Genomic DNA, 19,178 nt, shown 5'->3' on the forward strand with positions numbered 1-19,178 from the left:
GCTTCCGGAGCTGTGAGCGTCGTGGGCCCTTCGCCGCAGCGCGTTCTTGCGGACACCACGACGTGGGCCGCACACCAGCGGAGGTGCGCGGCCCACGAAACATGTGGCTATCCGTCTTGGCCGGGTTTCTTGTCTTTGTGCCCGGTGACGGCATCCTTCACCTTGTCCGCCGCCTGCTTCAGAGCACTCGTGGTCTGTTCGCCCTTGCCCTCGGCTTCTTTCTCCTTGTCGCCGGTGGCTTGACCGAGCTTCTCCTTCGCCTTGCCGGCAATTTCTTCGGCCTTGTGCTTGGCTTCGTCGCCGATGCCCATGTCATGCTCCCTTGGTACGGCTGCTCGAGACTCCGCTCGCCTCCGCGTGAAGCTCAGCCCGAAGGTCTGCGAAGTCGCTCCATGCATACCCGCGACGCGTTGGCCGTACACCTGAAGGTACTTGTTTCAGTGTGACGTGTGGCACTGCTGTTGTATGCGGATTGCTGCGAGGCTGGAAGTAGGCCATAGGCCGCCGCTCGACGACCTATTCGGAGCTCGTCCATTGCCCGGACAGGCCGACGATTCCCGTTGTGCTGTTTCGGGTACCCGATGGGTAACTCAGGGTTCGGTGATGGCCGTGATTCGGATAAAGGTGGCACTGGCGAAGCTCGTCAGGATCTTGCTCGGCTGGTGGGGTTGGGTGAAACCGGCTTTGCGCCGCCTCGGCCGGAAAGCATTCCGACGGCTTCGAACCTTGTCCGCGACACTCGCGGGCGCTTTCCGAAAGCTTTCGCGGGCGGTGCCAGATGTGGTGCGCGGGCGGAGGTTCGGATTCTCCGGGCGCGCCAAGAAAGCGAGAAGCGCTTCCGGGCGTCGTTCCACACGCGGAAGGGACTCGGGTAGGACAGGTGCTAGGCACAGGAAGCGGATGAAACTTCGGGGCGGCAAGAGATAGTCGCGTGTTCGCCTCCGATCGGCCCGAGAAATCCAGGTCGGAGGCGATTCTGGAAAACGGGGTTGATGTGAGCGAAGCGAGCGCCCCTCCCGGGCGGCGAGGGAAACGGCCCGGGGAAGTCATCGGCGGTCGAAGTGGGCGGGATGAGTCCCGATCGCAACAAGATCTCGCACCGTCCGGGCGAGCCCGCAGGTTGCCGGCGTTGGCGGCGGCGGAGTCGACCGCCGGAGACGTGGCCGATCGCAGCGGTGCGCCCGCTGAGGTGGCAGTTGCGCTGGGGCGGTTGGAAAGCAGTCTCCGGCGCCTCGTCGACGCCGCGGTCGAAGTCTGCGCACAGCTCATCTCGACGAAGGTCGAGAGAGTCGTCGGCAAACTCGCCGAACGCGCGGACAAGTCCGGGGCGGTACCGGGGGCTGCGCTTCGGGCGGTGCGGGCAGCGATCCTCGGGAAGAGCCCGGTCTGGGAGGCGATCAAGGGCGCGATAGCCGGCATGAGCTGGCAGACCAAACTCATCTTGGTGGCCGGGATGATCTTGTTTCCCATCCTGCTGGTCGTGTTGGGCGTGGTCCTCCTGCTGGTGCTGATCGTGCGTGCCGTTGTGGTGGCGTTCCGCGCGGCAACGCAGCGAGGTTGAGGCACCGCTTGATCGTGCCTCACTGGATCGAGCGATGCTTGAAGGTATGAACTCGCGAATGGCGTCCGGCTCCCTGCGGCAGAAGAATGGGTTGCAACCGTTGGCATGTGTGGTGGCATCGCTGATTTGGAGCTCGAGACATGTTGAAGATCAAGGCCTATCCGGCCACGCTCCTTGGCTATTTGCTGCGCTTCTGGGACATGGCCAAGATCGCATTGCGCCTCGTTCGAAAGGTCGTCCAGGACGTGCTTGAACCCCGTGCGTCGAGGCGTCACGGCAAACGCAGGTTCTTTCGGAGGTCCAAGGTCCGCGAGCGGCGGATGATGCTTTTGCGGCGCACGAGCATGGTGGCGGCGGGGAGCGCGGCAGCGGCTGCCATGGCGTACGTCGTTTACCGCATGGTGCGGTCGTCGAAGGAACCGGAGGAACGCGCGCTCGGGCGGGAGGAAGCCCCCGAGGAAGCCGAAGCATCGACTGACGAGGGTGCTCGGCCGGCTGAGGAGACGTTCCCACCCGAGGACGCCATCCCGGCAGCCAGGGCAGCCGAAACGACCAGTACCGGGAAGCGGGGTCGAGGCACGAGGCGACTGGCCCGGCTTCGTGGTTCCCGCTGACGGCCAGGAGCCACGCGCTCGAACAGTGCTACTTCTCGACGACGGTGACCCTGGCTGTTTCTCGTGGCGGAGCTTGTTCGGGTAGTTCCACGCTCCCGCCTTGGTGAGCGCGGGTTTCGCGAATCATGTCGCGGATCTCGCTCAAGAGCAGGGCTTGAGCCATCGTCGCCCAGTACAGCGCTTCATCCTTGGGCTTGATCTGTTCGGCGGCCGCTCGTGCCCGGGCAAGAGCTCGGTCCGGATCGGTGACGATCTTGCTGGTCTTGTTGTCCTTGGCCATGACCACGCAATACCCGCGGCCGCGATCATCAACACCGCGGCGCGCCGTGGTCGTGATCGTGAAGCCGAGGGGGCCAGCCGGCGAAACGAGGAGGGGAGGCGGTGGTGATGGCCAAGGAAGAGACCGGGAAGCGGAGTCGAGAGGACGTCAGCACGGAAGGGAGCTGGGCGACCACGTCGGGACGAGCCAGAGAGGCTGCACCGACGGCCGAGGTCGCCGAGACCGAGCACGGCCGCACGACGATCGCCGCTGGGGTGGTGCAGAAGATCGCTGCAGTCGCCACTCGCGAAGTCTCGGGAGTGGCGGCACTCGGTGGGGGAGCGGCCCGGGCATTCGGCGCGATCCGGGAACGGATCCCTGGCTCGAGCGCTTCGCAAACGTCGGGGGTGGCGGTGGAGGTCGGGGAGAAGCAGGCCGCCATCGACCTGGACATCACCGTGGAGTACGGGGCCGCGCTGGTGGACCTGGCGCGGGCGGTGCGTCGCAACATCATCACCGCGGTGGAGCGGATGACCGGACTGGAGGTCGTGGAGGTCAACATCGCAGTCACCGACATCCGCCTGCCCGGTGAGGAGAAAGCCCCCGCGCCCACCCGTGTCGAGTGACGATCTCCGTCGGGCCGGGAGCGCAGAGAACAGAGGCTGAGGACCACTCGGTCGAGCTTGCTGCGGGCATTCCTCGGTCGGCCCCGCGCGTATTCCTCGGGGTGCTTGATCGCGAACTCCTCATCTGATCGGCACTGGTGTGTCCCCAGTGCACACTCCAGTACCTCTTGGCAGAGTGGTTCGGCCGACCTCGAATGGACATTGACGGGAGCGGTTCGTGTCCTGCGGTTCGTCCGCTGACCATTGACAGCTGCATGTGAGGGCTGTGTCCTGCAGTACAGGTGGGCAAGCAAATCAGCTCCTGCAGTACGGGTTCGCCGGGGTTGATACGACTTGCTGACCGTGGGTTCTGCTGGTTCCCGGCCAACGGTGTGAGGGAGGAGCGTGCCAGTGAAGGCTGCCACCGTGGTGCCCGGAAAGCCGGAGCTGTCGGCGGTCACTGAGCTGCCTGATCCCGTTCCGCAGCCGGGCGAGCTACTCGTGCGAGGACTGCTGGTGGGGTTCTGCCGCCTTGATCGTGACGTCACCGAACGCGCGCATGGTGCCTTGCCACCGGGGCAGGACCGCATGGTCCTCTTCCACGAATCCGTCGGCCAGGCGATCCACGCTCCTGCGATCAGCGGGTTCCAGGATGGCGACTACGTGGTCGGTGTCGTCCGGCGTCCGGACCCGCAGCCGTGCGAGGCGTGCGCCGCCGGGCAGTGGGACTTCTGCCTCAACGGTGAGTACACCGAACGCGGCATCCGGGGCCTGGACGGATTCGGTGCTCAGCTATGGACCGTCGAGCCCCAGTTCGCGATCAAGGTCAGTCCTGGGCTCGGCGCTCTGGGCGTGCTGACCGAGCCCGCATCGGTGGTGGCCAAGGCGTGGGAGCAGGTCGACATGATCGGTCGACGCGCCTACTTCGCTCCCCACCGCGCGCTGGTGACCAGGGCTGGACCGATCGGCCTGCTCGCCGCGCTGCTAGGCGTCCAGCGCGGCTTGGAGGTGCATGTCCTCGACCAGGTCGCCGAAGGGCCGAGACCCGATCTGGTCCGTGCGCTGGGCGCCACCTACCACACCTCGCTGGACGATCTGCGTTGCGAACCGGACGTCGTGATCGAGACGACCGGATCCGGCAGGCTGGTGTTCGAGGTTCTGCAGCACACCGCGCGCAACGCCATCACCGTGCTGACCGGTCTCGCGGGCCACCACCGCACCATGCCCTTCCCCGCGGAGGCAGCGATCGACAACGAGTTGATGCTGGACAACGACGTCGTTGTGAGCAGCGTGAACGCCAACCTGCGCCACTACAAGCAGGCCGTGCAGGCGTTGGCCGCCGCAGATCGGAACTGGCTGGAATCGTTGATCAGCCGCCGGATCCCGTTGCGCAACTGGACCGATGTCTTCGACACGGGACCTGACGAGGTGAAGGTCGTCGTAGACCTCCAAGCCTGACACCAGCACCCTGACGACATCCACAAAGGATCTCGTTGGCCGTCAACGGTGGGCGGCTTGCGGATCTGAACCTCGACCTCGGCCCGCTGCTGCCGCGCGGCTGACTCGCCACTGCTCAGCCGGAGTGGCTGATCGTGAGGAGCGCGACGTCGTCCGCCGGTCGTTCGGTGCCGACGAGCTTGTTCATCACCGTGGTGCACACGGCGTTCGCCGGAGCAGGGGAGACCGCCTCGCAGAGCTGCTCCAAACCGACGTCGATCGATCGGTGGCGGCGTTCGACCAGGCCGTCGGTGAAGAAGCAGACGACCCCGTCGTAGGGTAACGCGAGCACGCTGGTCCGCCGTGGGCGGCGGGTGACGCCGAGACCGACGGGGGGATCCACCGGCACCTCGGCGAGGTGGCTGCGGCAGGAGGGCGTGCCGATGACCGGCGGCAGGTGTCCGGCCATCGAGATGTGCAACGTGGCCGCGGCCGGGTCGTAGATCGAGTACGCGACGGTGGCCATGGCGTTCGGTTCGAAGTGGGTGACCTTGCGATCCAGCTTGTGGAGGACCTGCGCGGGGTCTTCCGTTTCGAGGGCGTAGGCGCGCAGGGCGCTGCGCAGCCGGCCCATGATGATCGCCGCGGCCAGGCCGCTGCCGACCACGTCCCCGATCACGATGCCGATGTGCCCGGACGGCAGGGTGAAGACGTCGTACCAATCGCCGCCGACACCCGGATCGACGCCCGACACGTACCGCGCGTCGAGGGTGACCCCCGGGACCGCGGGCAGTCGAGTGGGCAGCAGGCTGCGCTGGAGCGCCTTCGTCGCGGCGCGCTCGGCGCGCGTCGTGCTGGCGCGGATCGCCAGCGCGATGCGATCGGCGAAGAGCTGGAGCAGGTGCACGTCGCGCTCGGTGAAGCGGCGGGTGTCGTAGGTGCCGATGTAGAGCACTCCGATGATCTCGCCGCCGGCCAGCATCGGGGTGCCCATCAGCGTTTCGATCCCGTGCTCCTGGAAAACCGGGCGGAGGACCGACGGGTCTTCCTGGCTGTCCAGGATCGGCGGCCGGCGTCCGGAGGCGACCGCCTCGGCGAAGGCGGGGCCCACGTGAACTCGAACGTCCTGGCGGACCTCGTCCTCGATCCCGACGGCGGCGGTCGCGACCAGCAGCTCACCGGCGGGTTCGTAGCGCATCACCGCGGCGGTGTCGACGCCGAGCAACTTGCTGACCCGGTGCAGCATTTCACGCAGCAGGTCGTCGGATTCGAGGTGCGCCAGCGTCGTGTCGGTGACGAGCTCGATCTGCCGCAACCGCTCCTCTGCGTCGTCGGACGAGTTGACCGCGGGCCGCATGGGGACAATGGTAGCCGCGCCGATCCTTGATCATCTTTGCGTTCGGGCACGGTGACGACCACCATGGGGGCATGTCCACGTCTACCGGTTCAAGCGACCCCGCAGCACCGTTGACCGTGGTAACACGATGGTCCGATCGCGTGTTGCTGATGGAAGTCGCGGGTGAAGTCGAACTGCTCAACGCCCCGCGGGTCGAGTCGGCGATCATGAACGCCTTCGACATGCGGCCCGAGGTCCTGATCCTGGACCTCTGCGGGGTGACGTTCCTGTCCTCGGCGGGGCTCGCCGTCCTGGTCCGCGCTCGGCATCGCGCCGGAACCGACATCAAGTTCCACGTGGTCGTCGAAGGCCCGGCAACGGTGCGGCCGGTGCAGTTGACCGGCCTCGACCAGGAGATCGCTTTCTTCTCCTCCCAGGACAAGGCGATGGCCGCCGCCGCAGGCACTTGAGTTCGGCGGTCCGCGCCACGGTTGGGGCTGGAAATGATGGCTGGTGAGCCGAACGGAGGTCGTGCTATCGGTGCCGCCGGGAATGGCGGAGTGCCGGTGCCCGCGCTGCGGTACCGGATGGTTTCGGCGTCTCCGGGGGAGTTGCCCGCGCTGCGCGACGAGCTGGCGAGGTGGAGCCGCGGCGCGGGCCTCGGGAGCGACGCCGCGGAAGCGCTCGCGCTGGCGTGCTACGAGGCGATGGCGAACGTCGTCGAGCACGCCTATGCGCGCCCGGGTGCGATGGACGTGGAAGCGGTGCACTTCGCCGCGGAGCGCCGTGTGCAGGTCACGGTCACCGATCGCGGCAGCTGGGTGCCGCTGGACCGGGGTTCGGACGTCGATCGGGGCAGGGGGCTGCCGTTGATCCGCCGCCTCGCCGACGAGGCGGTGATCACGCCGGGAGATGCCGGCACGGAAGTGCGGATGAGCTGGTCAACGCCCGGCGCATGACGTCCTGCCGCAATTTCAATGGAAATCGAAGGACCGATTTCCATTGAAATTGCGGCAGACGTGTTGCTCGGGGTGGCGTGAGGGTTCCCGTGACAGCTGTGAGGCCTGTGGTCTCGCTGCCTCACGCGGCCGGGACGGGCTCTACCCGTGCACGGCAGCCAGGCGGCCACGGGGTTCCGGGTGGTCCGGCTTCGGCCTGTATCCGGATCCGGAGTTCCGGACCGGTCGAATCCCGTTGCGGTGAAAACAGATTTCGTGCGGCCAGGTGTCCCGCATACCTGGCTTCGGTGATGAGGTCCTCCCATCTCCCGTCGAGCAGAACGGCATCGCCTTGCGCTAGCGCCAGCACGGCTCTCACCGCCGTGCGGGGCACCGGAATTCGGCCATCAGGGCGACCGCTCGCTCCTCGGCGCTCGTTGAGCCCGCTGCGGCACCGAGTGGTGTGGAAGCGGGTCAGGCGGGGTAGTCAGACGGAGAAGAGTCCCGGCGGAGCGGATCTCCTGCCGGCTGCGCAGGCAGTCCTTCGTGGCGCCGAACTTCCCGTTGAACGGGGGTGTTCTCCGTGATCGTGCTCGGAGTAGTCCTCTTGCTGCTCGGCTTCTTCCTCAACATCTCGATCCTGTGGATCCTGGGCGTGGTGCTGACCGTCGTGGGCGCCGTTTTCGCCATCTCGGGCGCCAGCGGCCGCGCTATCGCCGGGCGGAAGCACTGGTTCTAGTCCCGGCGGAGCGGAGCACCTGATGCCGCGCGGGGTGGAGCGTTGACATGGCGGCTGTGCTGGTGAGCCGGAAGCAGCCATTGTGGACGAACGGCACTGCGGGCCGCTCGGCGACCACGCGCGGAGGCGTCGAGGAAGAGCGCGACCGGGAACGCGATTGACGCCGCGGCTGATCGGGTAACGCGCGTGCCGGCGTTCGGCCTCGGACGCTTGCCGTCGATGTGGTTTGTAGAGGTGCTGCGGATGATCCGGTGACGTCAGCGCACCGATCCCGCTACCCGAAGCGGGCGCGGGTTCAGGGGGCGGGCGCGACCGTGCGCTTCTCGTCCACCTCGCCGTCGAAGCCGTGGATGACCACGTCACCGCCACCGGTGCGCCGGGCTTTGTCCGCCGCCTCGGCGATGGCCCCGGCCTGGGTCCTGGTTCGCGACTCCGTCTTTCCGGTGCTCGCGTCGACGACTTTCCAGGTGCCTTCGGCGTGGTCGCGAACGACATGACGTTCTGCCATGGCGCCCTCCGGAAAATCAGGCACTGTCGACTCAGGACTACCCGGAGCGTGGTGCCCAACACCTGCGGGGCTCGCTCGGTCAGCGGTCGGTCGACCCCTCCTGCGCGCGGACGACTTCCTCCTGCAGCATCCGCGACTGCTGGCGCGTGCGGATCCGGCCCAGCGTCCAGATCGTCACGCCGTGCGCCACCGCCAGCACCAGCAGCAGGACCCCCAGCCGCGCCACCACGGTTTCCGGCGCGCTGCCGAGGTCCATCGGCACGACGGAGATCAGCGCGAGCAAACCCAGCGCTGCCAGGTGGAACACGACGACGACCAATTGGTTCACCGAATCCGCGGCGGCGGAATCGCGGGCGGTCGACTGCAGGTAAGTCGTTCCGCCGCGCCGGATCAGCTGACCGTCGGCGACCACCAGCGCGGCGCCGATGACGAGGAACACCATGAACGAACCCGCACCCGGCATCGGACTTCCCTCCACTTCCACTCGGAACGGATCGTTCACCGAGCGCTACCCGGAGCGCGATGCGCGGTAAACGACGAGCGATCGCTTGACACCGAGATGGAGCAGCACGCCCGAGTTGTGATGGCAAGCACTTCGCGGGGGCCTTCGGGATGCGGAAAACCGTTCGATCCGTAAGCTGATCTGTCTGCCCTGGGCGGGTCATCGGAGTACGCGCCTGGACTACTGCGGAGCGAGACAGTGATTTCACGTCCTGTTCGGAGTTGCGACACCTCACGGGACCTGCCGCGCGGCGGGCAGCGGGGCAACGGGTCGTCGGCGGGACGGCGCGTTCGGTGACTCTGACAGCAGCAGGTGAACAGCTCGTCCCGTCCGCATCTCCGGAAACCGCGGCCAGCGCGGTGTTCTGGTCGGACTTCGCGCCGGATCAGCGCACCCTGGTCGAGGTTCTCGACAGCACGGCGCGTCGATTCCCGGACGCCCCGGCGATCGACGACGGCACGACGGTGCTCAGCTACGGCCGGCTGACCGCCGAGATCGACGTCGTGCGGCGACGGCTCGCCGAAGCCGGCATCGGCGTCGGCGACCGGGTCGGAATCCGGATTTCCTCCGGCACCGCGGAACTCTACGTCTCGATCCTGGGCGTGCTGGCCGCCGGCGCCGCCTACGTCCCGGTGGACGCGGACGATCCCGACGAGCGCGCCGAACTCGTGTTCGGCGAAGCCGAGGTCTGCGCCGTGCTCTCCGACGGGAGCTCGTTCGCGTTGCGCCGCGAGCCGCTCGGTCGCCCGGGCGAACCGTCGCCCACCGACGACGCCTGGATCATCTTCACCTCCGGTTCGACCGGGAAGCCGAAGGGCGTGGCGGTGAGCCACTCCGCCGCGGCGGCCTTCGTCGACGCCGAAGCGGGCCTGTTCCTCACCGAGGAACCCATCGGCCCCGGGGACCGGGTGCTGGCCGGGCTGTCCGTGGCGTTCGACGCCTCGTGCGAGGAGATGTGGCTGGCCTGGCGGCACGGCGCCTGCCTGGTGCCCGCGCCGCGCGCCCTCGTGCGCACCGGTGTCGACCTCGGCCCCTGGCTGGTGGCGCGGCACATCAGCATCGTGTCGACGGTGCCGACGCTGGCCGCGTTGTGGCCCGTCGAAGCGCTGGAAGAGGTTCGGCTGCTCATCTTCGGGGGCGAGGCGTGCCCGCCGGAACTCGCCGAACGACTCGCCGTCGAAGGCCGCGAGGTCTGGAACACCTACGGGCCCACGGAAGCGACCGTCGTCGCCTGCGCCGCCCGGCTCACCGGCGAGGGGCCGGTGCGGATCGGATTGCCGTTGGCGGGCTGGCAACTCGCGGTCGTCGACGAGCGCGGTGAACCGGTTGCGATGGGCGCCACCGGCGAGCTGATCATCGGTGGCGTCGGCCTCGCCCGGTACCTGGACGCGGGCAAGGATGCCGAGAAGTTCGCGCCGCTGCCGTCGCTCGGCTGGTCCCGGGCCTACCGCAGCGGTGATGTGGTGCGGGCCGAGCCCGAGGGGCTGTTGTTCGTCGGCCGGGCCGACGAACAGGTCAAACTCGGTGGCCGCCGCATCGAACTCGGTGAGGTGGACGCGGTGCTGCAGGGCCTGCCCGGCGTTGCCGGGGCGGCCTCGGCCGTGCAGACCACCGCCGCCGGGAACCAGCTCCTCGTCGGCTACGTGGTGCCGCGTGCGGAGTCCGAGGCGACGTTCGACCACGACCACGCGGTGCGGCGGCTGCAGGAGCAGCTGCCCGCCGCGCTGGTGCCGCTGCTCGCGGTCGTGCCCGACCTGCCGACCCGCACCTCCGGGAAGGTGGATCGGGCCGCGCTGCCGTGGCCGCTGCCCACCGCCGGCGGCGATCCCGCCGCGAGGTCGGCGATGTCGCCGACCGAGGCGTGGCTCGCGGAGTGCTGGGCGGAAATCCTCGGCGTGGAGGTGACCGACCCCGCCGCGGACTTCTTCGCCACCGGCGGCGGCAGCCTCACCGCCGCCCAGCTGATCGCGCGCATCCGGATGCGCCACGCCCAGGTGTCGGTCGCCGACATCTACCAGCACCCGACGCTGGGTTCGCTGGCCGCGCACCTGGACGCGTTGGAGGCGATGACCGAGACCTCGCGGCGCGTCGTCCGCCCGACGCCGCGGCTGACCGGGCTCTGGCAGGCCCTGATCATGCTGCCGCTGCTGGCCATCGTCGGGTTGCGCTGGACGACGGTGCTGGCGGCGCTGAGCAACGTGCTGGCCTGGACCGGATCCGTGCCGTTCGCGCCGACGGTGTCGTGGTGGTGGATCGCCGCGGCGTGGCTGGTCCTGTTCAGCCCCGCGGGCCGGATCGCGTTGTCGGCCGGTGGTGCGCGACTGCTGCTCGCCGGGGTGCGCCCGGGCACCTACCCGCGCGGGGGCGGTGTCCACTTGAGACTGTGGACGGCCGAGCGGCTCGCCGGGTTCAGCGGCGCGGCGGGCGTGTCCGGTGCCTCCTGGATGACCCACTACGCGCGGGCGCTGGGCGCCAAGGTGGCCAAGGACGTCGACCTGCACTCGCCGCCGCCGGTCACCGGCATGCTCAAGGTCGGCAAGGGCGCGGCCGTCGAACCCGAGGTCGACCTCGCCGGCCACTGGGTCGACGGCGACGAGGTGCACATCGGCAAGATCCGGATCGGCGCCGGCGCGCGCGTCGGCGCCCGCACCACGCTGATCCTCGGCGCCCGGATCGGCAAGTCCGCGGAGATCGCGGCCGGCTCCACGGTGCGCGGCCCGGTGCCCGCGGGGCAGCGGTGGGCCGGATCCCCGGCCGTCCCGGTGCGCGAAGCGGGCCGCACCTGGCCGTCGAGCCGTCCGCCAAGGTCGCAGGTGTGGGCCTCGGTCTACGGGGCCACCTCGGTGCTGCTCGGGCTGCTGCCGGCGCTGGCGGCACTGCCCGGCGTCATGGTGCTCGGCCTCGCTCTCGCCAGCGCACCCGATCTCGGTTCGGCGCTGACCCGGGCGCTGCTGGCGGTGCCCCTGGCGAGCGCGTGCTACGTCGTCTCGTACGCGTTGCTGGTGCTGGTGAGCGTGCGCGCGCTGAGCATCGGGATGCGCGAGGGCTACCACCCGGTGCACGGCCGCATGGCCTGGCAGGTGTGGGCGACCGAGCGCCTGATGGACATGGCCCGCATCGGCCTGTTCCCGTTGTACGCCAGCCTGTTCACGCCGGTGTGGCTGCGGCTGCTCGGTGCCGAGGTCGGTCGCGACGTGGAAGCCTCCACCGTGCTGGCGCTGCCGAAGATGACGAAGGTCGCCGACGGCGCCTTCCTCGCCGACGACACCATGGTCGCCACCTACGAGCTCGGCGGCGGCTGGCTGCACGTGGCCCCGGCCCGCATCGGCAAGCAGGCCTTCCTCGGGAATTCGGGCATGACCGCGGCAGGGCGTTCGGTGCCCAAGCGCGGCCTGGTCGGGGTGCTGTCCTCGACGCCGCGCAAGGCCAAGAAGGGCTCGTCCTGGCTGGGCATGCCGCCGATGCCGCTGCGCCGTTCCATCGACGAGACCGACGCGAGCCGGACGTTCGCCCCGCCGCTGCGGCTGAAGATCGCTCGCGCGATGGTCGAGCTGTTCCGGTTCGTGCCGGTCGTGCTCAGCGCGGCGCTGGCGGTGCTGGTGCTGGCGGCGCTGGCGTTCCTGCACGCCGAAGGCGGGCTGTGGCTGGCCGCGTTGCTGGCCGGGCCGGTGCTGCTGGTCGCGGGCCTGCTGGCGTGCGCCGTGACGACCGCGGTGAAGTGGCTGCTGGTCGGGCGCTACCGGGCGGACGAACGCCCGCTGTGGAGCTCCTTCGTGTGGCGGACCGAGCTCGCGGACATGTTCGTGGAGGTGCTGGCCGTCCCGTGGCTGATCGGCTCGGCCGGCGGGACGCCGCTGCTGACGGCGTGGCAGCGCAGCATGGGCGCGAAGATCGGCCGCGGGGTCTGGCTGGAGACCTACTGGCTGCCCGAATCGGACCTGGTGCGGCTCGGCGACGGCGCGTCGGTCAACCGCGGTTGCGTGGTGCAGACCCACCTGTTCCATGATCGGGTCATGCGGTTGGACGAGGTGCGCCTGGACGCCGGCGCTACGCTGGGCCCGCACGGCATCGTGCTGCCCGGTGCGAGCATCGGTGCGCACACCACCATCGGCCCCGGGTCGCTGGTGACCCGGGGAGACGAGGTGCCCGCGCACTCGCGGTGGCTCGGCAACCCGATCTCGACGTGGCGTAAAGCGGGAGGACGTCGCCGGTGAACCCTGGTGCTGACCAGTCGGGTGCGCCGGCGCCCGGGGCGGATCGGTCGACGGATTCCTACCTGCCCGAGCACGGCAACGGCGGGTATCGCGTCGCGCACTACGACCTGGACCTGGAGTACCAGGTCGGCCCGAACCGGCTCGCCGGGCAGGCGACGATCTCGGCGGTGGCGACGCAGGCCCTGTCGCGGTTCAGCCTGGACTTGGCCGACCTGCGGGTTCGCCGGGTGCTCGTGGACGGCCGTCCCGCCAAGTTCACGCACGGCGGCGGGAAGCTCCGGATCAAACCGGCGCGCCCCGTCGCAGCGGCGGCGGAATTCCGGGTGGACGTCCGGTATTCGGGCAATCCGCAGCCGATTTCCGGCCGGTGGGGCGAGATCGGGTGGGACGAGCTGACCGATGGCTCCCTGGTCGCCGGCCAGCCGATCGGCGCGCCGTCGTGGTTTCCCTGCAACGATCACCTCGCGGACAAGGCGGGCTACCGGATCTCGTTCACGACGGCCTCGCCGTACTCGGTGCAGGTGACCGGGAACCTGGTGTCGCGGCAACGCCGCGGCAGCACCACGACCTGGGTCTACGAGCGGCCGGAACCGACCGCGACGTACCTGATGAGCATCCAGGTCGGCCTGTACACCGAGGTGGAGCTCGCCAGCGGCCCGGTGCCGCAGCGGGCGGCGATCCCCGCGCGGCTGAGCGACCGCTTCGCCGCGGACTTCGCGCGGCACGGCCAGATCATGGACGTGCTGCAGCGGTTGTTCGGGCCGTACCCGTTCGGCGAGTACGTCGTCGTGGTCACCGACGACGACCTGGACGAGCCGGTCGAGGCGCAGGGCATGTCGGTCTTCGGTGCGGGCCACCTGGACGGCCGGCGCACGAACGAGCGGCTCGTCGTGCACGAACTGGCGCACCAGTGGTTCGGCAACAGCGTGACGATCGCGGACTGGCGGCACATCTGGCTCAACGAGGGCTTCGCCACCTACGCCGAATGGTTGTGGTCGGAGTTCTCGGGCGGCCCGTCGGCGCAGCAGCACGCGGCGAACTGGCACGCGCACGTCGCCGCAGGTCCGCCGGACCTCCGGATCGCCGATCCGGGTGTGGCCGGGATGTTCGACGAACAGGTCTACAAGCGCGGCGCGCTGACGCTGCACGCGCTGCGCCGCGAACTGGGCGACGAGCCGTTCTTCGAGCTGCTGCGGAAATGGGTCGCCGACCACCGGCACGGCACGGCGACCACGGCGGACTTCACGGCGCTGGCCGGCGAATTCGCGAACCGGTCGCTCGCCGGGTTCTTCACGAAATGGCTGGACAGCACCGAGTTGCCGCCGCTGCCACGCTGAGACCGCCACATCGGGCGCCGGCGACAGGGGTGCGGAGCGGTGGCGTCGATCTTGATCGCCGACCGGAGCTGCCTGAGCCCGGTGCGTTGGACGGGGCACCGACACCGCGCCCTCGTCTGACGTTCACCCATCCTTGCGGGCCGATTCGTTGTGCTCCGGGCTGGAGACCGGTTGTGTGGTGGCAGAACTTCCTGTGACGCAGATTCGAGGTTCCTGCTGCGATGGTCGCCACCGAACCGTCCGGGTCGACGCCCCAACCGCTGCTGGCCGGCCGCAGGCCGTTGGCCCCGCACCTGTCGGTGTACGTGTTCATCCTCCTGCCGTTCCTGGCGCTGGTGGCGGCGGTGCCGCTGGCATGGGGGTGGGGGCTGCGCTGGTGGGACGCGCTGCTCGCGGCCGGCTGGTACGTGTTCACCATCCTCGGCGTGACGGTGGGCTACCACCGCTACTTCACGCACGGCGCGTTCCGCGCCAAGCGCTGGCTGCGCATCGCGCTCGCGGTCGCGGGCAGCATGGCGGTCCAGGGCCCGATCCTGCACTGGGTGGCCGACCACCGCCGCCACCACGCTTTCGCCGACAGGGAGGGCGATCCGCACTCGCCGTGGGCGTTCGGCACGTCTCCCGCCGCGCTGGCGCGCGGGTTCTGGCACGCGCACATGGGCTGGATCTTCGAGCGGGACCTGACGAACCAGCGGCGGTTCGCGCCCGACCTGCTGGCCGATCCCGACATCCGGTTGGTGCACCGGCTGTTCGGCCCGTTGACGGTGGCGACGTTCGCCCTGCCCGCGCTGTGCGGCGGTGTGATCACGGGTACCTGGTGGGGCGCCGCGACGGCGTTCTTCTGGGCCGGGCTGGTGCGGGTGGCCCTCCTGCACCACGTGACGTGGTCGGTGAACTCGATCTGCCACCTGGTCGGCGATCGCCCGTTCCGCAGCCGGGACAAGGCGGCCAACTTCTGGCCGCTCGCGGTGCTGAGCATGGGGGAGTCGTGGCACAACCTGCACCACGCCGACCCGACGTGCGCCCGGCACGGGGTCCGGCGCGGCGAGATCGACATCTCGGCCCGGGTGATCTGGATCTTCGAGAGGCTCGGCTGGGTCTCCCACGTCCGCTGGCCGACCCCGCGACGCCTCGCGCGCCTTGCGGCCGACAGCTGATCCACCATCCTTTGTGGACGAGTTCCGCTGAGACGTGTCCGCCTGGGTTTGCAGGGTGACGATTTCGCGCGAAATCGCCACCGGCGTCCGATGCCTTCGGGATGCGTCCCGACCTGAGCTCGTGCGCCGGAAAACCGTTGGCCAGGGTAGTCATCTCGCAGTCAGACTGCAGGCGTGGCCGTACTGGAGAAGACCGCGCGGGCGCCGGGCCGGGCGTGGGCGACGGGCCTGAGCCTGACCTCGTGGGTGCTGTTCGCGAGCTCCGGCCCGCTGGCCAAGGCGGTGATGGCGGCGGGTTGGTCCCCGGCCGCGGTGACCGCGGTGCGGATCGCGCTGGCTGCGGTGCTGCTGGTGCCGGTGGTCGCGGTGCTGCGGCCGCAGGCGCTGCGGTTCCATCGCGCCGACCTGTGGCTGCTGCTCGGCTACGGCCTGCTCGGCGTCGCCGGGGTGCAGCTGTTCTTCTTCCTGGCCGTGGCACGGATCCCGGTCGGGGTGGCGATGGTGCTGGTCAACCTGGCGCCCGCGCTGGTCGCGCTGTGGGTGCGGGTGGTGCGGCGCACCCGGTTGCCGGGGCTGATGTGGCTGGGTATCGGGCTGGCCGTGGCCGGATTGGTCCTGGTCGCGGAGATCTGGCAGGGATCCGAGCTGGACTTGCTCGGTGTCGCCGCCGGGCTGGCCGCGGCGATCTGCTCGGCCGGGTACTTCCTGCTCGGCGAGCACGGCGCGAGCCGGTACGACTCGTTCGGGCTGACAGCGGCCGGGCTGTCGATCGGCGCGGTGGTAGTCGCCGTGGTCGCCTTGCCGTGGACGCTGCCTTCGGGATTGTTCAACGTCCCCGCGGAGCTCGGCGGCTTGCAGGTTCCGGTGTGGCTGGCCCTGCTGGTGCTGGCCGTGGCCGGCACCGCACTGCCCTACCTGGCCGGGCTGCGGGCGCTGCGCAATCTGCCTCCGGCCCTGGCCAGCGTGCTGGCCTTGGTGGAACCGCTGGTCGCCGCCGGACTCGCCTGGCTGCTGCTCGGCCAGGCGCTGAGCCCGACGCAACTGGCCGGGGCGGTGGTACTGCTCGCCGGCGCGGTGCTGGTGCAACTGGCCGCCCCGAACTCGCTCCCGGAAGGCCCCATCTCGCGCAGACCTGGCTGACCGCTGGTGCGTGATCGACGCGCCCGCTACCGGAACCGGCGTGGACTTCTCCAAGGCTGGATTGCGCTTATTCGCGTAGTTCCTCAATTGTGGGCAGGCGGTTCATCGAGGGAGTCGCACTGCTGACCTTCCGATCAGGTGGAGATTCCGTTGTCGGGCAAGGATTCACCGCATCCGTTCCGCGGTCCACGTGCTCGTCTTGCCGGAACGGCAAGATCTCGTGCCAGATCGGTGCGCGCCTGCCGAGACTGGGTGCTGATCGACGGCGCGACCGGCGCCGACTCCACAATTCCTCCGCAGGACAGGAACACATGACCACCGCAACTCGGCCGCTGACGCGCAGGTTCCGCCGACCCGCGCGCACGATGGCGACCCTCTCGCTCACCCTTCTACTCACGATCGGCGGCGCGGCCTGTTCCGCGCCGACCGCGGACGACGTTGCCCCGTACGCCGTCGCCACCCAGGACGATCCGGCGTTCCAGGGCGCCTTCCGGCACGAGTTCGCCGATGTCGACGGCGTTCGCATGCACTACGTGACCGGCGGCAGCGGCACGCCGGTGGTGCTGATCCACGGCTGGCCCCAGACCTGGTACGGCTGGTGGCAGATCATGCCGGCCCTCGCCGAACACCACACCGTCTACGCGGTCGACCTTCCCGGACTGGGCGACAGCACCGGCTCGCCGACCGGCTACGACAAAGCCACCCTGGCGCGGTACGTGCACACACTGATCGCCGACAGGCTCGGGGTCCGGGACGCCGCCGTCATCGGGCACGATTTCGGCGCCGCGGTGGCGTTCCAGTACTCCAGCCAGTTCCCCGGCGACACCGCCCGCCTCGGATACCTCGACCTGCCGCTACCCGGGCCCGCGATCGACGCAGCCACGTACCGCACGCTGAGCTGGCACATCGCCCTCCACTCCCAGCGACGGGTCCCCGAGGCGATCGTGGGCGACGACGTCCGCGAGTACCTCGCACTCTTCTACCCCCAAGTCTCGTTCGAGGGCACGGCGTTCGGCGGCACCTCGGATCGGTCTCCGTTCACCGACGGCGAGATCGACGAGTACGCGCGGACCTACAGCCGGCCCGAGGCGCTGTCGGGCGGCTTCGAGCTCTACCGCGCCCTCGACGAGGACGCGCGCGACACCGTGGCAGCGGCACCGGTACGCGTCCCGACCCTGCTCATGACGGCCCAAGGGCAACTCGACGCGATCCGAGCCACAGTGGACCCGCGGATGGCCAACATCGTTCGAGCAGTGGACGTGCCGCGCGCGGGCCACTGGCTCGCCGAGGAAAACCCCCAGTTCGTCACCGCGGAGCTGATGCGTTTCCTCGAAGGATGACCGCGCCACGGCTGCACCGGGCGGTGGTGTGTCCGAAGTGGACCGGTCAGGGTTCTTCGTCGACCGGGTCGGGTAGTGTCCAGCGGTCTTCTCGGCGGGGGTGGATGTATCCGTAGTAGTAGAGGTAGCCGATCGCCAGGATGGCCAGCGTGATCGACACCGGGATCCAGTCGCTGACCAGGTTTTCGTAGACGACCACCACCATGGTCGCCAGGAGCAGCAGCGGGGGCAGCGGCCAGCCGGGCATGCGGTAGGCCGCTCGCCGGGTGCGGCCTCGGATCCGGCCGACCAGCGCAGCCAGTCCGACCAGCACGTAGGTGATCACCAGGCTCGCGCCGGAACCGAGCAGCAGCACCTGGAACGGCAGCAGCCAATAGGCCAGCGTGCCCAGCGCCGCCACCGTCAGGGTCGCCACCACCGGCGTGCGCAACCGCGGGTGCACCCAGGTCAGCGGCCCGCTGATGGCGTCCGGCCAGGAGCGGTCGCGGGCCGCGGAGTACAGGCTGCGGCCGAGCTGGAGCATGATCGCGATCACGGCGTTGATCACCGCGATCGCGATGCCCAGGCTGACGATCGTGTTCATCACCGGTCCGCCGCGGGCGAGCAGGAAGTAGTTCATCGGCGAATCCGCGTTGACCAGCTCCGGCATGCTCGGCGTGCCCAGCAGCACGGCGACCAGCGGGACGAACTCGGCCACCACGGTGATCGCCAGCGACCAGAGGATCGCCCGCCCGATCGTCCGGGTGGCCTGGCGGGTCTCCTCGGCGTAGTAGACGGCGGTGCCGTAACCGTTGTAGGCGAAGATCGCGATCGCGGTGTAGGAGACCACCAGGCCCGCGGACGCGGCGCCCAGGGTGCCGTCCGGGCCGGCTCCCTGGGCGGTCCACAGCACGGAGACCGGCTGGGTGACGTGCACGAAGCCGAGGACGGCCAGCACGGCCAGCGCCAGCAGTTCGAGCACCAGGAAGATGCCGGTGACCCACGCGTTGGTGCGGATGCCCAGCACTGCGATGAGCCCGGTGACCACGATGACCGCGATGCCCACCCAGCGGCCGTCCAGCGCGGACCACACCACGCCGAGGTACTCGCCGGTCCCGCTCGCGATCACGCCCAGGATCAGGATGCCGGACACGATCGTCAGCAGGTACAGCGCGAACCCGGTGGGCTTGCCGACGGTCCGGGCGACGAACGCGTACTCGCCGCCGGTGATGGGGAAAGCGCTGGACAGCTCGGCGTAGCACAGCGCGACGGCGACGCCGACCAGCGCGGCGACGGCGAACACCACCGCGGAGGCGCCGGCGACCCCCTGGATCACCGACGGCACGATGATGAACACGCTCGACGCGGGCGTCACCGCGGAGAGCGTGATGAGGATGTTCTCCCGGAAGGTCAGCGACCGGGAGAGGGCCTGGCGGTAGGTGGCTGATCGGGGAGTGCCGGTTCGTGGCGTGACTTCGTCGGTCATCGAGCACCTCGACCCTCACGACAGTT

The 19,178-nt window shown here is 69.5% G+C and carries 18 protein-coding genes; 12 read left to right on the forward strand and 6 right to left on the reverse strand.

Annotated elements, in window-relative coordinates:
• Positions 1 to 107: 107 nt before the first annotated feature.
• The gene (locus ACWEV3_RS14520) at positions 108 to 311 is read right to left on the reverse strand and encodes a CsbD family protein (protein ID WP_452614308.1); all 204 of its coding nucleotides are present in this window, start codon (positions 309 to 311) and stop codon (positions 108 to 110) included.
• Between the two features lie 818 nt (positions 312 to 1,129).
• On the opposite strand from ACWEV3_RS14520, the gene ACWEV3_RS14525 reads away from it, so the two are divergent.
• Positions 1,130 to 1,561, forward strand: a complete 432-nt coding sequence (locus tag ACWEV3_RS14525; RefSeq protein WP_452614309.1) for a hypothetical protein — start codon at positions 1,130 to 1,132, stop codon at positions 1,559 to 1,561.
• Positions 1,562 to 1,701: 140 nt separating this feature from the next.
• Positions 1,702 to 2,175, forward strand: coding sequence for a hypothetical protein (locus ACWEV3_RS14530; protein ID WP_452614310.1), 474 nt, complete (start codon positions 1,702 to 1,704; stop codon positions 2,173 to 2,175).
• Between the two features lie 28 nt (positions 2,176 to 2,203).
• Here the strand turns inward: ACWEV3_RS14530 and ACWEV3_RS14535 are convergent, their stop codons facing one another.
• Positions 2,204 to 2,455 (reverse strand): hypothetical protein, encoded by a 252-nt coding sequence (locus ACWEV3_RS14535; RefSeq protein WP_132486642.1) that lies wholly within the window; start codon positions 2,453 to 2,455, stop codon positions 2,204 to 2,206.
• A 107-nt stretch (positions 2,456 to 2,562) separates the two neighbouring features.
• On the opposite strand from ACWEV3_RS14535, the gene ACWEV3_RS14540 reads away from it, so the two are divergent.
• Positions 2,563 to 3,060: an Asp23/Gls24 family envelope stress response protein gene (locus tag ACWEV3_RS14540; RefSeq protein WP_452614311.1), complete on the forward strand. Its 498-nt coding sequence runs from the start codon at positions 2,563 to 2,565 to the stop codon at positions 3,058 to 3,060.
• A gap of 390 nt (positions 3,061 to 3,450) precedes the next feature.
• Positions 3,451 to 4,497 (forward strand): glucose 1-dehydrogenase, encoded by a 1,047-nt coding sequence (locus ACWEV3_RS14545; protein ID WP_452614312.1) that lies wholly within the window; start codon positions 3,451 to 3,453, stop codon positions 4,495 to 4,497.
• 115 nt (positions 4,498 to 4,612) lie between these two features.
• On the opposite strand, the gene ACWEV3_RS14550 is transcribed toward ACWEV3_RS14545, so the two are convergent.
• Positions 4,613 to 5,833: a PP2C family protein-serine/threonine phosphatase gene (locus ACWEV3_RS14550; RefSeq protein WP_452614313.1), complete on the reverse strand. Its 1,221-nt coding sequence runs from the start codon at positions 5,831 to 5,833 to the stop codon at positions 4,613 to 4,615.
• A 71-nt stretch (positions 5,834 to 5,904) separates the two neighbouring features.
• On the opposite strand from ACWEV3_RS14550, the gene ACWEV3_RS14555 reads away from it, so the two are divergent.
• From ACWEV3_RS14555 to ACWEV3_RS14565, 3 genes are all read left to right on the forward strand, one after another.
• Complete coding sequence (locus ACWEV3_RS14555; protein WP_452614314.1) at positions 5,905 to 6,282, forward strand: STAS domain-containing protein; 378 nt, start codon at positions 5,905 to 5,907, stop codon at positions 6,280 to 6,282.
• Between the two features lie 96 nt (positions 6,283 to 6,378).
• Complete coding sequence (locus ACWEV3_RS14560) at positions 6,379 to 6,771, forward strand: ATP-binding protein (protein WP_452614315.1); 393 nt, start codon at positions 6,379 to 6,381, stop codon at positions 6,769 to 6,771.
• 562 nt (positions 6,772 to 7,333) lie between these two features.
• Positions 7,334 to 7,489, forward strand: a complete 156-nt coding sequence (locus ACWEV3_RS14565) for a hypothetical protein (protein WP_452614316.1) — start codon at positions 7,334 to 7,336, stop codon at positions 7,487 to 7,489.
• 295 nt (positions 7,490 to 7,784) lie between these two features.
• Here the strand turns inward: ACWEV3_RS14565 and ACWEV3_RS14570 are convergent, their stop codons facing one another.
• On the reverse strand, positions 7,785 to 7,997 hold the full coding sequence (locus ACWEV3_RS14570) for a DUF2188 domain-containing protein (RefSeq protein WP_452614317.1): 213 nt from the start codon (positions 7,995 to 7,997) through the stop codon (positions 7,785 to 7,787).
• Between the two features lie 79 nt (positions 7,998 to 8,076).
• Positions 8,077 to 8,460, reverse strand: coding sequence for a hypothetical protein (locus ACWEV3_RS14575; RefSeq protein WP_452614318.1), 384 nt, complete (start codon positions 8,458 to 8,460; stop codon positions 8,077 to 8,079).
• Positions 8,461 to 8,792: 332 nt separating this feature from the next.
• On the opposite strand from ACWEV3_RS14575, the gene ACWEV3_RS14580 reads away from it, so the two are divergent.
• From ACWEV3_RS14580 to ACWEV3_RS14600, 5 genes are all read left to right on the forward strand, one after another.
• Entirely contained in the window at positions 8,793 to 12,713 is a 3,921-nt protein-coding gene (locus tag ACWEV3_RS14580; protein ID WP_452614319.1) for a Pls/PosA family non-ribosomal peptide synthetase, read from the forward strand.
• The gene (locus tag ACWEV3_RS14585; RefSeq protein WP_452614320.1) at positions 12,710 to 14,050 is read left to right on the forward strand and encodes a M1 family metallopeptidase; all 1,341 of its coding nucleotides are present in this window, start codon (positions 12,710 to 12,712) and stop codon (positions 14,048 to 14,050) included. Before ACWEV3_RS14580 ends, ACWEV3_RS14585 begins: the two co-directional genes overlap by 4 nt.
• A gap of 221 nt (positions 14,051 to 14,271) precedes the next feature.
• Positions 14,272 to 15,207, forward strand: coding sequence for an acyl-CoA desaturase (locus ACWEV3_RS14590; protein ID WP_452614321.1), 936 nt, complete (start codon positions 14,272 to 14,274; stop codon positions 15,205 to 15,207).
• Between the two features lie 174 nt (positions 15,208 to 15,381).
• Complete coding sequence (locus ACWEV3_RS14595; protein ID WP_452614322.1) at positions 15,382 to 16,347, forward strand: EamA family transporter; 966 nt, start codon at positions 15,382 to 15,384, stop codon at positions 16,345 to 16,347.
• A gap of 311 nt (positions 16,348 to 16,658) precedes the next feature.
• Positions 16,659 to 17,687: an alpha/beta fold hydrolase gene (locus tag ACWEV3_RS14600; protein WP_452614323.1), complete on the forward strand. Its 1,029-nt coding sequence runs from the start codon at positions 16,659 to 16,661 to the stop codon at positions 17,685 to 17,687.
• A 46-nt stretch (positions 17,688 to 17,733) separates the two neighbouring features.
• Here the strand turns inward: ACWEV3_RS14600 and ACWEV3_RS14605 are convergent, their stop codons facing one another.
• Positions 17,734 to 19,152 carry an APC family permease gene (locus tag ACWEV3_RS14605; RefSeq protein WP_452614324.1) on the reverse strand — a complete coding sequence of 473 codons (1,419 nt, stop codon included), beginning with the start codon at positions 19,150 to 19,152 and terminating at the stop codon, positions 17,734 to 17,736.
• Between the last annotated feature and the right edge of the window lie 26 nt (positions 19,153 to 19,178).

It is taken from the genome of Saccharopolyspora sp. NPDC003752 (genome assembly GCF_053605825.1).

What these genes read in the sequence shown, in the direction of transcription:
- ACWEV3_RS14600 (WP_452614323.1), top strand. Translation starts at nt 16,659, where the DNA reads ATGACCACCGCAACTCGGCCGCTGACGCGCAGGTTCCGCCGACCCGCG.
- ACWEV3_RS14530 (WP_452614310.1), top strand. Translation starts at nt 1,702, where the DNA reads ATGTTGAAGATCAAGGCCTATCCGGCCACGCTCCTTGGCTATTTGCTG.
- ACWEV3_RS14555 (WP_452614314.1), top strand. Translation starts at nt 5,905, where the DNA reads ATGTCCACGTCTACCGGTTCAAGCGACCCCGCAGCACCGTTGACCGTG.
- ACWEV3_RS14550 (WP_452614313.1), bottom strand. Translation starts at nt 5,833, where the DNA reads ATGCGGCCCGCGGTCAACTCGTCCGACGACGCAGAGGAGCGGTTGCGG.
- ACWEV3_RS14575 (WP_452614318.1), bottom strand. Translation starts at nt 8,460, where the DNA reads ATGCCGGGTGCGGGTTCGTTCATGGTGTTCCTCGTCATCGGCGCCGCG.
- ACWEV3_RS14520 (WP_452614308.1), bottom strand. Translation starts at nt 311, where the DNA reads ATGGGCATCGGCGACGAAGCCAAGCACAAGGCCGAAGAAATTGCCGGC.
- ACWEV3_RS14540 (WP_452614311.1), top strand. Translation starts at nt 2,563, where the DNA reads ATGGCCAAGGAAGAGACCGGGAAGCGGAGTCGAGAGGACGTCAGCACG.
- ACWEV3_RS14590 (WP_452614321.1), top strand. Translation starts at nt 14,272, where the DNA reads ATGGTCGCCACCGAACCGTCCGGGTCGACGCCCCAACCGCTGCTGGCC.
- ACWEV3_RS14535 (WP_132486642.1), bottom strand. Translation starts at nt 2,455, where the DNA reads ATGGCCAAGGACAACAAGACCAGCAAGATCGTCACCGATCCGGACCGA.
- ACWEV3_RS14570 (WP_452614317.1), bottom strand. Translation starts at nt 7,997, where the DNA reads ATGGCAGAACGTCATGTCGTTCGCGACCACGCCGAAGGCACCTGGAAA.
- ACWEV3_RS14605 (WP_452614324.1), bottom strand. Translation starts at nt 19,152, where the DNA reads ATGACCGACGAAGTCACGCCACGAACCGGCACTCCCCGATCAGCCACC.